The following is a 14,231-nucleotide window of genomic DNA, read 5'->3' as shown; positions in this document are numbered from 1 at the left end:
GGAATGGCCACGACAGAGAAAGTCCCTTCCCTCTTCTCGCACCAGGCCTTCCGGCGGGTGTTCATGGCCGCGGCGGCCAGTCTGGTCGGCGTCGAGATCGCCTTCGTCGCGCTCCCGCTGGTCGCCATCTCGGCGCTGAACGCCTCCCCCGGCCAGGTCGCGGTGATCGGCGTGCTCGACACGATGGCGTTCCTGCTGATCGGGCTTCCGGCGGGCGCGTGGCTGGACCGTACGCGGCGGCGCTGGGTGATGGTCGTCGCCGACCTGGGCCGCGCCCTGCTCATGGCCTCGATCCCGGTCGCCTGGCTGATGGGCGTCCTGACGATCTGGCAGTTGTTCGCGGTGGCGCTGCTCACCGGGGTGGGGCGGGTCTTCTTCGACGTGGCCAGCCTGAGCTACCTGCCGACGGCCGTCGGCAGGGAACGCCTGGTCCAGGCCAACTCCTACCTGCAGTCCTGGGACGCCGGCGCCACCGTGGCAGGGCCGAGCCTGGGCGGCTTCCTGGTCCAGCTGGCCGCCGCGCCCATCGCGATCGCGGTCACCGCGACGACGTATCTGTGGTCGGCGCTGTGCCTGTTCGGCATCCGGGTCAAGGAGCCGGAGCCGGAGCGCCGGGCGGATCGGCACCTGGCGCGCGAGGTCGGCGAGGGCGTCTCGTTCGTGCTGCGCCATCGGCTCCTGCGGCCGATCGCGCTGCAGGGCGCGGTCACCAACCTGTTCCTCATGGTGGGCATCATCTCGATCCCGCTGGTGTTCACCCGCCTGCTCCACCTGAACGCCGGCGACATCGGCATCTTCTTCACCTTCGGCGGCGTGGGCATCCTGATCGGCTCGTCGATGGCCAGGCGGGTGGCCGACCGCATCGGCTACGGTCCGTCGCTGTGGCTGGCCGGGCTGGCCGGCGCGCCCCTGTGCCTGCTGGTGCCGCTGGTCCAGCCGGGGGTCTGGCAGTGGGTCACGTACGTGTGCTGGCTCGCGGTCACCTTGAGAATCGGCATGAACAACGTGGTCCTGGTCAGTTTCCGCCAGCGCATCACCCCGGACCGGCTGCTGGGCCGGATGAACGCCACCATGCGCTTCCTCATGACCGGCTCCCTGGCACTCGGCGCGGGTGTCGCCGGCCTGGTCGGCCAGTTCGCCGGAGTGCGCGCCGCGCTGTGGGTGTCGGTCATCGGCCTGACGGTGGCCTGGCTGCCGGTCTACTTCTCGCCGCTGCGGTGGATGCGCGAGCTTCCGTCGGAACAGGAAGGTTCAGATGTTCGCTCCGATGACTGAGCGCTACCTGGGTGAGGTGTCCGCGGGCAACCGGGCACTGCTGGAGGCGAAGGAGGCCGCGCCGTTCGGCCCGGCCTTCCTCGCCGCCCACGGCGGCGACCTCACTCTGCCGCGCCCGCTGTTCGTGGACGCCGAGCCTGCCCGCGCGCTCGCCGCCGACCTGCACGCCCTCTACGAGCTGGTCTTCCAGCTGCCCGCGCGGCTGTTCGACGGCGACTTCGACGCCTACCTGAAGGAGCTGGGCCTGGAGCCGGCCAAGCACGCCGTCCTGCGCCGCTACCGCGCCACCCCTCTGCTGTACGGCAGGGCCGACGTCTACCACGACGGCGACTCCTACAAGGCACTGGAGTTCAACGTCGGCAGCTCCCTGGGCGGCATCGACCGATCGGCGGTCGAGGCGGGCTTCATGCGCGTACCGGCGTTCCGCGAGTTCGCCGAGCGCCACGGCCTGTCCTACGTGAACGCGGCCGCGCGGCTGGCCGAGGAGTGGCGGAAGGCGGCGGCCCCGATCACCGGCGGCGCCGACCCCGTGGTGGCGTTCCTGGAGTGCGACGGCGGGCTGGAGGTGTACCTGCCGATGGTGGAGTCGCTGCGCGAGGCGATGGCGGGCCAGGGCATCGAGATGCTGCTCGGCGAGATCGGCCAGGTCACCGAGCGCGACGGCCGCCTGCGGCTGCACGGCCGTCAGATCGACCTCGTGCTCCGGTACTACACCGAGAACGAGATCGTCTCCGGCGAGGCGCCGATGGAGGCGGTCGAACGCGTCGAGCGCCTCCACGAGGAGGGCCGGGTGGTGCTGTGGGCGACGCTGGACAGCGCGCTCTACCACAGCAAGGGCTGCCTGGCGATGCTCTCCGACGAACGGTGGCGCGCGGCGTTCACCACCGAGGAGATCGCGCTGGTCGACCGGGTGCTGCCGCTGACCCGCACGCTCAGCACGTCCCACTCGGTGATCGAGGGCGAGCGGGTCGACCTCGTGGACTACTGCCGCGAGCACCGCGACGAGCTGATACTCAAGCCGCGCGCGAACTTCAGCAGCACCGGCATCGTGGTCGGCTGGGAGAGCGGCGAACGCGACTGGCACGAGGCGCTCGACGACGGCAGGACCACTGGCGCCATCGTCCAGCGCCGGGTACGCCCGAAGCCGTTCGAGGTCATGGACCCGGAGACGAACCAGGTGTCGCGCTGGGTGGGCGTGCTGGGGCCGTTCGTCATGCCCGGCGGGCGCTACTCCGGCTGCTACGCGAGGGCGATGCCCGAGGGCGCCAGCATCGTCAGGGGGCTGGGAGCAGGACCGTCCACGGGGGTCTTCCTGGTCGAAGGAGTACCGTTATGACCGACCACGTGACCGAGGTCTACATCGAGCGCTGCGAGGCGGGCCGCAGCGAACTGGCCAAGGCGATGAGCGACATCCGGCTGACGGAGAAGTTCGCCGCCTCCTGCGCGCACCGGCTGCTGCCGCGTCCGTTCTTCATGGCGCGCGAGCGCATCCTGGGCTTCGCCGACGAGCTGACGCGGCTGTTCGACGTGCTGGTCTCGCTGCCCGAGCGGCTGCACGGCGGCGACGTGGCCGCCTTCTGCGCCGCGCTCGGCTTCGACGCGCGCAGTTCGGCGCTGCTGGCCAAGTTCCCGGAACGCCCCACCCTGTATGGCAGAGCCGACCTCTACCACGACGGAGACTCCTTTCGCCTGCTGGAGTTCAACTTCGGCAGCGCGCTCGGCGGCGCCGACCGGGCCCAGATCTCCGAGGCGCTCCTGGAGGTGCCGGCGTTCCGTTCGTTCGCCATCGAGCACGGGCTGGACTTCGTGCACACCGGCGAGCGCGTGGCCGCGGCCCTGCGCGCGGCGGCGGCCCCGGTCACCGGCCCGCGCGATCCGGTCGTCGGCTTCGTGGAGGCGGACGGGGAGCTGGGGACGTACCTGAAGCTGGTCGAGTCGTTCACCGAGGCGCTGACCGGGCTCGGCATCGAGGTGGTGCTGGGCGAGCTGAGCCAGACCGCCTACGACGGCACCGCCCTGACCGTGGGCGGGCGGCGGGTGGACCTGGTGCTGCGCTACTTCAACATCGGCGAGATCATGGCCGCGCCCGGCGGCGAGCAGGCGGTGGAGCCGGTGCTGCGGGCGCACGCCGACGGCGCGGCGGTCCTGTTCACGACGCTGGCCAGCGAGATCTACAACAACAAGGGCTGCCTGGCGCTGCTGTCCGATCCCCGCTGCCGTGCGACCCTGTCCGCCGAGGAGCTGGAGCTGGTGGACCGGGTGCTCCCCTGGACCAGGCGCCTGGTCCCCGGCGAGCTGCCGGAGCAGTGCCTGGACCAGCAGGACGACCTGATCATCAAGCCGTGGGCCGACTTCGGCGGCAGCGGCATCGTGGCGGGCTGGGACGTGCCCGCCGGCGCCTGGCGGGCGGCCGTCGAGCAGGGGGTCGCCACCGGCGCGGTGGTCCAGCGCCGGGTACGGCCCCGCCCGGAACCGGTGGTCAACCCCGACTCCGGCGAGCTGGAGCTGTGGGCGGCGGCCTGGGACGCCTTCCTCACCCCGGACGGCTACGCGGGCTCGCACATCAGGGCGCTGCCGCACGCGGAGGCGCCGATCATCGGCATGGGCGTCACCCCGGCGACCAGGACCACCGGCATTTTCCTCTACTGAAGAGTGTCCCCTTTCCGCCGGGCCGTTCGTGGTGTGGGCGTATCAGCCAATACCGCGAGGAGAGCTCATGGAAGCCCGGTTCGACTACGCCGCCAACCCGATCGGCGCGAAGGCCGCGAAGTACTTCGTCTCAGTGAGCAGGGCGGTGGCCGGCTCGTCGCTGCCGGCCACGACGCTGGAGCTGGTGCAGCTGCGCGTCAGCCAGATCAACGGCTGCGCCGTCTGCATCGACCAGCACACCAAGGACGCCGCGCACGCGGGGGAATCCTCGGTGCGCCTCAACCTGGTCGCGGCCTGGCGGGAGGCGACGGTCTTCACCGACGCCGAGCGGGCCGCCCTGGAACTGGCCGAGCAGGGCACCCGCGTGGCCGACGCGGCCGGCGGCGTCACCGACGAGGCGTGGGCGAACGCCGCCAAGCACCACGACGAGGACCAGCTCGCCGCCCTGCTGTCGGCCATCGCCGTCATGAACGCCTGGAACCGCATGAACGTCATCACCCAGCAGCCCGCTGGCGGCTACCAGCCCGGCCAGTGGGGGTAGACGGCCCATACATCGCCGGCGCACAGCGGATGTATTAACCCGGGCGCGCACTCTGTTCTCACACGGACAACAACCCGAGGAGCACAGATGAACCGTTCCGTCGTACGCGCGCACCGCTACTCCGTCGCCGAGCCCGACCTTGAGGAGTTCCTGGCCCGGCGTGGCTCGCTGATCGCGACCATCCGCGAGAGCCACCCGGGCCTCACCCACGCGGTGCTGGTCAGGCTGGAGGACGGCTCCTACACCGACACCTGGCACTGGGAGAGCGCCGGGCAGATGGGCGCCGCCTTCGCCGACCTGCCCAGCTTCCCCGAGGCCCCGCTGACCATGGCGCTGACCAAGGACGCGACCGCCCAGAACGGCCAGGTCATCGACGAGTCCTGACCGGCGGGCGATACGTTTCGAGTCCAGTTTCACGAAGGAGATCTGCCATGAGCACGTACGAGGGATTCTCGGCCGAGGAGCGGGCCGCGATGAAGGACCACGCCCAGGAGATGAAGAAGGCGGCGCGCCGCAGCACGAAGGCCGACAAGGCCGCCGAGGCCCTGCGGGACGTGCTGGAGAAGATCGCCGAGATGCCGGAGGACGACCGGATCCTGGGCGAGCGGGTTCACGCCGTCGTCACGGCCGCCGCCCCGTCTCTGGCGCCCAAGCTCTGGTACGGCCAGCCCGCGTACGCCCTGGACGGCAAGCTCATCTGCTTCTTCCAGGGCAGGGCGAAGTTCAAGACCCGCTACGCGACGCTCGGGTTCGCCGAGGACGCGAAGCTGGACGACGGCCCGATGTGGGCGACCTCCTTCGGCCTGCTCGAGATGACGCCCGAGGTCGAGGCCAGGATCACCGCGCTGGTGAAGCGGGCCGTCGGCTGAGGCCGCTATCCTCGGGAGCTCCCCCGCTCCCGGATTGGTGATCTTGCTGCGTACCTCCCCGCCCGCCGAGGCGCCCGTCGTCTCGGGCCGTCGCGTGATCGCGGCCGTGGTGTGCGTGCAACTGGCCGCCTCGCTGGGCTACTACGCGGTGATGGCCCACCTGGTCACGCACCTGCGCGACGACGTCGGCCTGCTCGCGGGCACGATCGCGCTGGTGCTGGGCCTGCGGGTGGCGATGCAGTACGCGCTGTTCCTGCCCTTCGGCTGGCTGGTTGACCGGATCGGTCCCGGCCTGGCCGGGGCGGCGGCGTGCGTGCTCAGGGTCGCCGCGTTCGGGCTGCTGGGGCTGGCCGACACGTTGAGCGGGTTCGTGGCCGGCGCCTTACTGCTCGCGATCGGCGGGGCGCTGTTCCATCCCGCGGCGCAGACGCTGCTGGCCAGGCTGCCCGACGGGGTACGGCCCAAGGGCTTCGGCACCTACGTGGTGACGGGCCAGATCGCCGCGGTCGCCGGACCGCCGGTCGGGCTGGTGCTGCTGGCGGGCGGGTTCGTGCTCGTGGCGAGCGTGTCGGCCGCCGCGTGGGCGGTGGCGGCGGTGTTGTTCTGGATGCTGCGCGGGGTGGGCGGCCCCGACGGGCGGGCCGAGGGCCTCATGCTCGCGCGGGGGGTGGCCGAGGTCGTGCGCGACCGGCCGTTCCTGCGCTTCGCCGTCGTCACCTCGCCGGGCACGCTGCTGGTCAGCCAGGCCGTGTCCGTGGTGCCGCTGAGCGTCGGCCACTCCGGCCTGATCACCCTCTTCTTCTGTACGGTCGCCGTCGCGACGGCAGGCGTCCAGCCGTTCGTGGCCAGGCGGGCGGAACGGCCCTGGGTGATGCGCGGCGGGCTGCTCTGCCTGGGCGGCGGCTACCTGGTCCTGGCCGCTTACCCGGTGCTGCCGGGGTGGGAGGTGGCGGTGCTGGTGGCGGCGGCCGTACTGAGTGGGCTGGGCAACGGCCTGACCACGCCGGCCGCCTTCCAGACGATCGTCGGCCGCGCGCCAGAGGGGCGGGTCGGGGTCTACAACGGCATGTACGCGTTCGTGTCCGGGCTGGCGGCGTTCGCGGGCGGGCTGGTCATCGGGCCGTTGTTCGACGCGGGGGCCGTGGCGGCGGCGCTGATCGGGCTGGCCGTGCTGGCGGCGGTGTCGGCCGCCGCCCATCGCTAGGGCGCCGTCGAGCGGGCGGCCGCCTCGGCGTCGTAGCGGCGGCGGTTGCCGTTGATCTCGTGCCGGTTCGTCCTGGCCCAGTCGCCGAGGCCGACGACGGAGTCCAGCAGCGTCGTGCCGAGTTCGGTGAGCGTGTAGTCCACGCGGGGCGGGACGCTGGGGTGAACGTGGCGCGACAGCAGGCCGTCGCGTTCGAGCTGCCGCAGGGTCCGGGTGAGCATGCGCTGGGAGATGCCGGTGACGGCGCGGTGCAGTTCGCCGAAGCGCAGGGTGCCGTCCCGGAGGTGCCCGATGACCATGATGCTCCACTTGTCGCCGATCAGCGCGAGGATCTGGAGCACGTCCCGGCACGCCTCCAGATCCGGCTCGTCGAGGGGCGGGGAGAGTACGCCGCGGGTCGCCAAAACTTACCTCCGTGTGCCTCACCGACACAGATGTGCCGTCTTGTCCCCCACTTTAGTAACAAGCCATGCTGCTACGAACAAAGAGTAAGGGAGCAGGTCATGGCAAGAACACTGGTGGTCGTGGGTGCGGGTCCGGGGCTGGGCATGGGGGTCGCCCGTGCGTTCGGGCGCGCGGGTTTCCAGGTCGGGCTGATCGCGCGGACTCCGGAGAAACTGGACGCGCTGGTCGCGGAACTCACCGACCTGGGCATCGGCGCGGCCGCCTTCCCCGCCGACGTCCGCGACCGTGACGCCCTCGCCGCCGCGCTGGCCGCGGTGAAGGAGCGACTGGGGACGATCGACGTCCTCGAGTACGGCCCCAGCCCCACCGGGCCGATCACCAACGCGGTTCAGACCACGGTGGAGTCGGCGACGGCGCAGCTGGAGCTGAACCTGCTCGGCGCGGTGCACGCGGTGGGCCAGGTGCTGCCGGACATGCGCGCCCGCGGCGACGGCGCGGTCCTGCTGACCACCGGCGTCTCCTCGACCGTCCCCGCGCCGTTCCTGGCCAACGTGGGGGCGGCGATGGCCGGCCTGCGCAACTGGGCGCACTCCCTGCACACCGAGCTCAGGCCCGAGGGCGTCTACGTGGGGACGGTGACGATCGCCACCGGGATCGCCCCCGGCGGCGGCGAGGGCGACCCCGACGCCATCGGCGCCCGCTACCTGCGCATGTACCGGCAGCGTGAGGAGGTGGAAGAGGTCGTCGGCGACGTGGAGGCCTTCCGCACCCTCGTCGCCCAGCACTAGCGATCTGCTTGAACCACGGGCAGGCCGCGCCCCTCACCGACGCCATGCTCACCTTCTCGGCTCGGGTGATGAGGTGAGCGCGTCAGGGCCGCCACATGGGCCAGAATCTGGCTCCGTCCGGCAGGACGATCGGGCGGCGCTCGACGTAGCCGTGCCTGGCGTACAGGCGGCTGCTTTCCGGGCTGGCGGACTCCAGGTAGGCGGGCAGGCCGTTCAGGGTGGCGTGGTGGTGGTCCATCAGGGCGCTGCCCAGGCCACGGTTCTGGTGGTCCGGGCGCACGGCCAGGAACAGCAGGTGGTGGTGGGGCGCGTGGGGGTGGTGTTCCTCCAGGAGCTCGTCGACGATCTGGAAGCGCTCCTGGTACTCGCCCACCGCCTCCGCCAGGCGCCGGTCGTAGTCGTCCGGCGCGGGCAGGGGCTCCTCGCGGTGGAACCAGACGGCGGCGCCCAGCAGGCCGGACTCATCGGTGATGAGGTCGATGTGACCGTGTTTGAGGGCGTCCTCGACGAGGATGGCCGCCCAGGCGGACATGACCGGCGCCCGCCGCTCGGGCTCGGAGATCATGTACGCCACGACCCCCAGGCCGGCGAAGGCGGTGCCGACCAGGCCGGCCACCTGGTCGACGTCGGTGTAGGCGGCCCGGTGGACGACGCGGGACTCGGACACGGGTGTGCTCCTTCGGGGTGGCGGATCAGGACGCGACGGCCTTGGCGCCCTGGCCGATCTGCTGGTAGATGCCGGGGCGGTGGCGTTGCAGGACGAAGGCCCAGATCAGGCCGAGTACGGCGGCGATGCCGTACAGGCTGGGCAGGATGACCGCGAGCGGGTCGCCCTCGGGCACGCCGAGCAGAGTGGAGAAGTTGGTGACGGCCAGCCCGAGCATGACCACCAGGATGATCGCGGCGGCCACCGGGGCGATGAGGGCGTGGGTGCGGGGTTCGGTGTGGGGGTTGCGGGCGAAGTAGATCGGCACGGAGATCGCGGTCACGGTGAGCAGGACCAGGATGCCGAAGCCGCCCAAGGTGCCGCCGAAGTAGAACAGCTGGACCATCGGGTTGAGTCCGAGGATGGCGTAGACGACGATGACCAGCAGGCCGAGGCAGCTCTGGGCGATGGATCCGGTCTTGGGGGCGCCGGTGCGGGCGGTGGTGCGGCCGAACACCTCGGGCAGCACGCGTTCGCGGCCGAGCGCGAACAGGTAGCGGGCGCTGGTGTTGTGGAAGGACAGCATGGCGGCGAAAGTGCTGGTGATGAAGAGGACCCGGCCGATGGTGGCGATCACGTCGCCCATCTGGTCGGCGGCGAGGATGAAGATGGTCTCCGCGCTGTCGCGGCGGGCGACGGCGGAGATGTTGGCGGGCCCGATGGCCACCTGCATGACCCAGGACGACAGCGCGTACACGCCGGCGATCACGCCGACGGACAGGTAGGTGGCGGCGGGGATGGTACGGCGCGGGTCGCGCGACTCCTCGGAGAACACGACGGCGGCCTCGAACCCGACGAACCCCAGGATGGCGATGACCATCAGCGCCCCGATCCCGGGCGAGAACAACGCGGCCGGTGACAGCGCCTCCCAGGCCAGCGACGCCCCGGCGGGGTTGAGCAGGTCGGCCAGGTCGAACAGGAGGATGATCGCGATCTCGGCGGTCAGCAGGACGGCCAGCACGCGGCCGTTGAGGTCGACGCGGGACAGGCCGAGCACCGCGACCAGAGCCCAGGCCATCAGGGCGATGAGCCACCAGGGCAGGGTGATGCCGAGCCAGGCGGCCAGCAGCGGGACGGAGGCGGCGCCGAACACGCCGTACAGGGCGACCTGGATGGAGTTGTAGGCCAGCAGCGCTCCCCAGGCGGCGGCCACTCCGGCGGGACGGCCCAGACCGTGGGTGACATAGGTGTAGAAGGCCCCGGCGTTGGCCATGTAGCGGGCCATCGCCACGTACCCGACGGAGAACAGCGCGAGGACCGCGCCGACCACGAGGAACGCGATCGGCAGGCCGGTGATCCCGGTGACGGCGTAGCCGGTGGTCACCACTCCGGCGATGACGCTGAGCGGCCCGGCCGCCGACAGGACGAAGAACGCGACGGCGGGTACGCCGAGGCGGTTGGCGGCCAGCGCGGCGGTGATCCGGTCGCCCGGGGGGTGGCGATGCTGCGTCGTCACGGGGGGTCCTTTCCAGGGGGTCAGAGGCGGCGGGTGCGGTAGGTGAGGACGGCGTTGCCGACGGCGGCGCGTACCTGGCGGGCCAGGGCGGTCAGCGGCGCGGGCAGGGCGCGCAGGACGGTCGCCAGGTAGGCCTCGCCGGTCCGGCGCATGGCGGGGTCGTTCAGCAGCACGGGGGTCAGGCCGCACGCGTCGACCAGCGCGAGGAGCATCATGTCCTGGTCGGGGACGGGGCGGTGCGCGACCAGGCAGCCCCGCAGCCGCTCCGGGGGCCAGGCGGCCCGGCCGAAGACGGCGCGGGAGGCGTAGCGGTAGCGGCACTGGCGGTTCTTGAGCAGGCGGGGCTTTTCGCGCACGAGCAGCCCGTCGCCGATGAGCCGGTCGGCGACCATGGTCGTGGCCTGGCTCTCCATGTAGGCCAGCCAGGTGGAGATCGAGGTGTGCTGCGGGTGCGCGACCAGCTCGGCCAGAACGCTGGCGGTCAGGGGGTCCTGGACGGCGCCCCGGCCGACGACGACGAGCTGTTCTTCGCGTACGGCCAGCCGCCCGGCGAACACCAGCTCGGTCAGCAGGGCTCCGGCCAGCGCCAGGGCGATGCCGTGCGGGTGCAGGCGGGGTTGCCCGGAAATGGTGACGTCCCAGGCGACGAGGAACAGATCGTCAGCCAGGGGAAGGACGGGGCGGGATGTCATGAGGATCGGAGGGGGACGAATCGGTCAGGCTGCTCCCTCGGGCGCGCGGGTGCGGGCTGTGGGGTGACGAGGGGTGCCAACGACGGTGCGATCCATTTCCGGGCCTCCTGTCGGGATTTGCCGGCGCGCAAATCCGCACTTTTCCAACCCGGCTGATCATGGTGAATACCCCCACGGGGCGTCAAGCATCACTTGACTCTTCACAAGTATCGGCATGAACATAAATCACGATATGTCTCTCCGTTAGCGCGGATGGCGCTTAACGTGGGGTTCTATGCCGGGCTCGCAGCTTATGAGTCTGATATGAGGGCAATGGGCAATTTCGCCACGTCAAATGTGACTTGCCCTCATTTCAGGCGGGTGGCCAGGCCGTCCAGGACACATTCGAGCCCGTCCTCGAACTCCCGCTCCCTGGCCTCCCGCTGGTCCTGGCCGCGCTGGTCCGCGTACAGGGCGGCGAGCCGGGGGTAGGCCCTGACGGCCTCTTCGGCCGCGGGCCACAGGCGTTCGGCCCATTCCTGCTCGTTCTGGCCGCGGCGGGCCAGCCTCGTCAGCCACGCGGCCTCGCTGGTCGCCCGGCCGATGATGTAGGCCATGACCGTGTTCAGCGCCCGGTCGGCGGCCTTCAGGGAGAAGCCACCCGCCTCGAACACGGCCAGCGTGCCCTCCGACATGCGTAGCACGTTCGGCCCCAGGTAGGCCACCCCGGCCTCGCCGAGCACGGACCCGATCCAGGGATGGCGCAGCAGTCCCGCCCGGACGTTCCGGGCGAACAGCATGATGTCCGCCCGCCAGTCCTCCCCCGGCGCCGGCGGCGCGATCTCGCCGTAGACCTCGTCCACGACCAGTTCGAGCAGTTCCTCCTTGCTGGCCACGTGCGTGTACATGGAGGTGGCGCCGGCGTTGAGCCGGGTGCCGAGCTTGCGCATGCTCAGAGCGTCGATGCCCTCGGCGTCCAGCAGGTCCAGCGCGGCGGCGACGATCTGCTCGCGGCTCAGCGCCGGCTGCTCCCTGCGCTGGGACCGCGGACGGGTCCACACCGACAGTTCCTTCTCGCCGGACATGCCTTCTCCTCGTCTCGCGCACTCCCTCCCGCACAGTGTACGGCTTGCGCACACTGAACGCTCTCCGTACAGTGTGCGGAGTCCGAACACTGTACGGAGGTAGCCATGACATCCCCATTCGCCACCGACCGGTGGCAGGCCAGGCTCGACGAGCTGCGCGCCGCCCACCACGTGCCCGGAGCCACGCTGGCGGTGCTGACCGGCGGCACCGTCCACGAACTGGCCAGCGGGCTGCTGCACCGCGGCACCGGTGTGCGCGCCACACCCGACTCGGTGTTCCTGGCCGGCTCGCTGGCCAAGGTGTACACCGCCACCCTCGTGATGCAGCTGGCCGCCTCGGGCGAGCTGGACCTGGACGCGCCCGTGGCCGGCGTGCTGCCCGAGTTCGGCACCCCCGACCCGGACGCCACCGCGACGATCACGATCAGGCAGCTGCTCTCGCACACCGGCGGCATGACCAACGACTTCATGTACGACTCGGGACGCGGCGACGACTGCCTGGCCAAGTACGTCCGGGCGTTGCGCGAGGTGCCGTTCGACTGCCCGCCCGGCATGGTGCTGTCCTACGGCAGCTCCGGCTACGTGGTGCTGGGACGGTTGATCGAGGTGCTGACCGGCCGGACCTGGGACCAGGCGCTGCGGGAGCGGGTGTTCGAGCCGCTGGGGCTGGAGCGCTCGATGACGCTGCCGGAGGAGGCGCTGCGCTTCCGCGCCGCCATGGGCCACATGGGCGAGCCCGGCCGGGCACCCGAACCGGCTCCGAGCTGGGACATGATGCCGCGCTCCGCCGGGCCGTACGGGAGGGTGATCGTCTCGGCGGGGGACGTCGTGCGCTTCGCCAAGATGCACCTGGACGGCGGGCTCGCCCCCGGCGGCGCCCGCGTGCTGCCCGCCGGCGCGGTCGCCGCGATGCGGCGGCGCGAGGCGGACAGCCTGGACAAGTGGACCGTCGCGGCCGACGGCTGGGGCCTGGGCTGGACCCTGCACGACTGGAACGGGGTCCCCGGCTTCGGCCATGACGGCAGCGCCGTCTCGCAGTTCTCCTTCCTGCGCGTGGTGCCAGAAGCGGGCGTGGCCATCGCGCTGCTGGCCAACGGCGGTGCGGTCGGCCGCCTGTACTCCGACCTGTTCCGGGAGCTGCTCGGCGAGCTGGCCGGGGTACGCATGCCGCCGCCCTTCGCCCCGCCGGCGAACCCGCCGGAGGTGGACCTGACGCCGCTGGCCGGGAGGTACCCGCGGGCCGGGGTCGTCACGACCATCAGCCGGGGCGCGGACGGCGGCGGGCGCCTGCGCTACGAGTTCGTCGATGAGATGCGGCACTTCTCCCCGCCGCTGGAGGCCGATCTGGTGCCGGTGTCGCGGTCGGCGGCGGCCACGGTGTTCGCCGCCGTGGGCATGCCGGCCGGGGACGAGTTCTGGCCGGTGGTCTGTGCCACGCTGCCGGACGGCAGGCCGTACGTGCAGGTCGGCATGCGCGTCGCCGTCAAGAGTCCCTAGTTCGGCTTGGGCATCTGCTGGGTCGCGCAGTGGATGCCGCCGCCGCCCTCGCCGAGGGTGTCGACGGGCACCTGGACGACCTCGCGCCCGGGGTAGAGGTCACGGACGATGGCCGCGGCGTCCTTGTCGGCCTTCTTGTCGCCGAAGCGGGGCAGGATGACGCCGTCGTTGACCACGTAGTAGTTGACATACGTGGCGAGGAAGCCCTCGCCACGGCTGCCGATGTCGACCGGCTCGGGCAGTTCGACGAGCTCCAGTCGCTTGCCGCGCGCGTCGACGGCCGTGTCGAGCACCTTGCGGGCCTGGTCGTAGGCGCCGGTCCAGACGTCCTGGGGAGCGTCCTCCGGCGGGGTGCTGATCACCACGACGCCGGGCTCGGAGAACCGGGCCAGGGCGTCGATGTGGTAGTCGGTGATGTCCTTGCCCTTGACGCCCTTCACCCAGATGAAGGTGGTCGCGCCTACGGTCTGCGTCAGCGCGCGTTCGATGTCGGCGCGGCTCTTGCCGGGGTTGCGGTTGTCGTTGATCAGCGAGCTCTCGGTGGCCATCAGCGTGCCCGCGCCGTCGACCTCGATCGAGCCGCCCTCGCCGACGATCGGCGCCTGGATCCTGGTGACGCGCTCCCTGGCCAGGATCTGCCGGGCGACGTCCTTGTCGCGTGAGTGCTTCTGCTTGCGGCCCCAGCCGTTGAAGTTGAAGTCGACGCCGGCGATGTCCTTGCCGCGCAGGACGAAGGTGGGGCCGGTGTCGCGCATCCACAGGTCGTCGACCGGGATCGGCACGACCTCGACCTGCGAACCGCAGGCGCGCTGCGCGGCCTTGACGTCGCCGGGGTTGGCCAGGAGCACCACCGGCTCGAAGCCGGCGATCGCGCGGGCGATGCCGGCGATGTCCTGGCGCACCCCCGCGGTGTCGGACTTCCAGATGAGCTCGGTCGGCCACGACATGAACGTCTTCTGGTGCGGATGCGTCTCCTCCGGCATCAGCCACCCGGCGGCCTTCGGCGCGGGCCCCTGCTTCGCCGCCCCGGACCCCGTCACGGACGAGCCGCAGGCGCTCAGCGCGCCCCCCATAGCCGCAAGAAT

Annotated in this window: 15 protein-coding genes; 9 read left to right on the top strand and 6 right to left on the bottom strand. The window is 71.4% G+C overall.

All coding sequences use genetic code 11. The features are described from left to right. The first annotated feature begins 3 nt into the window (after positions 1-3). The 7 genes from ACFWY5_RS17255 (at position 4) to ACFWY5_RS17225 (ending at position 6,538) form a co-directional block, all read left to right on the top strand. Complete coding sequence (locus ACFWY5_RS17255; RefSeq protein ID WP_379610791.1) at positions 4-1,275, top strand: MFS transporter; 1,272 nt, start codon at positions 4-6, stop codon at positions 1,273-1,275. After that, positions 1,268-2,611, top strand: a complete 1,344-nt coding sequence (locus tag ACFWY5_RS17250; RefSeq protein ID WP_379632872.1) for a hypothetical protein — start codon at positions 1,268-1,270, stop codon at positions 2,609-2,611. Before ACFWY5_RS17255 ends, ACFWY5_RS17250 begins: the two co-directional genes overlap by 8 nt. Beyond that, complete coding sequence (locus ACFWY5_RS17245; protein ID WP_379610789.1) at positions 2,608-3,924, top strand: hypothetical protein; 1,317 nt, start codon at positions 2,608-2,610, stop codon at positions 3,922-3,924. Before ACFWY5_RS17250 ends, ACFWY5_RS17245 begins: the two co-directional genes overlap by 4 nt. A 67-nt stretch (positions 3,925-3,991) precedes the next feature. Beyond that, positions 3,992-4,465, top strand: a complete 474-nt coding sequence (locus tag ACFWY5_RS17240; protein ID WP_379632870.1) for a carboxymuconolactone decarboxylase family protein — start codon at positions 3,992-3,994, stop codon at positions 4,463-4,465. A gap of 87 nt (positions 4,466-4,552) precedes the next feature. Continuing rightward, on the top strand, positions 4,553-4,849 hold the full coding sequence (locus tag ACFWY5_RS17235; RefSeq protein ID WP_379619405.1) for a hypothetical protein: 297 nt from the start codon (positions 4,553-4,555) through the stop codon (positions 4,847-4,849). Between the two features lie 47 nt (positions 4,850-4,896). Next, complete coding sequence (locus ACFWY5_RS17230) at positions 4,897-5,334, top strand: iron chaperone (RefSeq protein ID WP_379619407.1); 438 nt, start codon at positions 4,897-4,899, stop codon at positions 5,332-5,334. Positions 5,335-5,377: 43 nt separating this feature from the next. Next, positions 5,378-6,538 (top strand): MFS transporter, encoded by a 1,161-nt coding sequence (locus ACFWY5_RS17225; RefSeq protein WP_379632868.1) that lies wholly within the window; start codon positions 5,378-5,380, stop codon positions 6,536-6,538. On the opposite strand, the gene ACFWY5_RS17220 is transcribed toward ACFWY5_RS17225, so the two are convergent. Further along, the gene (locus tag ACFWY5_RS17220; RefSeq protein WP_379632867.1) at positions 6,535-6,942 is read right to left on the bottom strand and encodes a winged helix-turn-helix transcriptional regulator; all 408 of its coding nucleotides are present in this window, start codon (positions 6,940-6,942) and stop codon (positions 6,535-6,537) included. The genes ACFWY5_RS17225 and ACFWY5_RS17220 overlap by 4 nt on opposite strands. A gap of 99 nt (positions 6,943-7,041) precedes the next feature. Here ACFWY5_RS17220 and ACFWY5_RS17215 point away from each other — a divergent pair, with 99 nt between their 5' ends. After that, positions 7,042-7,731: an SDR family NAD(P)-dependent oxidoreductase gene (locus tag ACFWY5_RS17215; RefSeq protein ID WP_379632865.1), complete on the top strand. Its 690-nt coding sequence runs from the start codon at positions 7,042-7,044 to the stop codon at positions 7,729-7,731. 82 nt (positions 7,732-7,813) lie between these two features. Here ACFWY5_RS17215 and ACFWY5_RS17210 read toward each other — a convergent pair whose 3' ends face one another. The 4 genes from ACFWY5_RS17210 to ACFWY5_RS17195 form a co-directional block, all read right to left on the bottom strand. Then, the gene (locus ACFWY5_RS17210; protein WP_379632863.1) at positions 7,814-8,398 is read right to left on the bottom strand and encodes a GNAT family N-acetyltransferase; all 585 of its coding nucleotides are present in this window, start codon (positions 8,396-8,398) and stop codon (positions 7,814-7,816) included. Between the two features lie 25 nt (positions 8,399-8,423). After that, positions 8,424-9,893, bottom strand: coding sequence for an APC family permease (locus ACFWY5_RS17205; RefSeq protein WP_379632861.1), 1,470 nt, complete (start codon positions 9,891-9,893; stop codon positions 8,424-8,426). 20 nt (positions 9,894-9,913) lie between these two features. Then, positions 9,914-10,585, bottom strand: a complete 672-nt coding sequence (locus ACFWY5_RS17200) for a GPP34 family phosphoprotein (protein WP_379632859.1) — start codon at positions 10,583-10,585, stop codon at positions 9,914-9,916. Positions 10,586-10,932: 347 nt separating this feature from the next. Beyond that, complete coding sequence (locus tag ACFWY5_RS17195) at positions 10,933-11,649, bottom strand: TetR/AcrR family transcriptional regulator (RefSeq protein ID WP_379632857.1); 717 nt, start codon at positions 11,647-11,649, stop codon at positions 10,933-10,935. Between the two features lie 105 nt (positions 11,650-11,754). Here ACFWY5_RS17195 and ACFWY5_RS17190 point away from each other — a divergent pair, with 105 nt between their 5' ends. Next, complete coding sequence (locus tag ACFWY5_RS17190) at positions 11,755-13,146, top strand: serine hydrolase domain-containing protein (RefSeq protein WP_379632855.1); 1,392 nt, start codon at positions 11,755-11,757, stop codon at positions 13,144-13,146. Here the strand turns inward: ACFWY5_RS17190 and ACFWY5_RS17185 are convergent. Further along, positions 13,143-14,219, bottom strand: a complete 1,077-nt coding sequence (locus ACFWY5_RS17185; protein ID WP_379632853.1) for an agmatine deiminase family protein — start codon at positions 14,217-14,219, stop codon at positions 13,143-13,145. The genes ACFWY5_RS17190 and ACFWY5_RS17185 overlap by 4 nt on opposite strands. Between the last annotated feature and the right edge of the window lie 12 nt (positions 14,220-14,231).

It is taken from the genome of Nonomuraea sp. NPDC059007 (assembly GCF_042740555.1).
Classification (GTDB): domain Bacteria; phylum Actinomycetota; class Actinomycetes; order Streptosporangiales; family Streptosporangiaceae; genus Nonomuraea.
The sequence above is the reverse complement of the archived record's forward strand: the minus strand, read 5'-3'. Positions and strand labels throughout refer to the sequence as shown.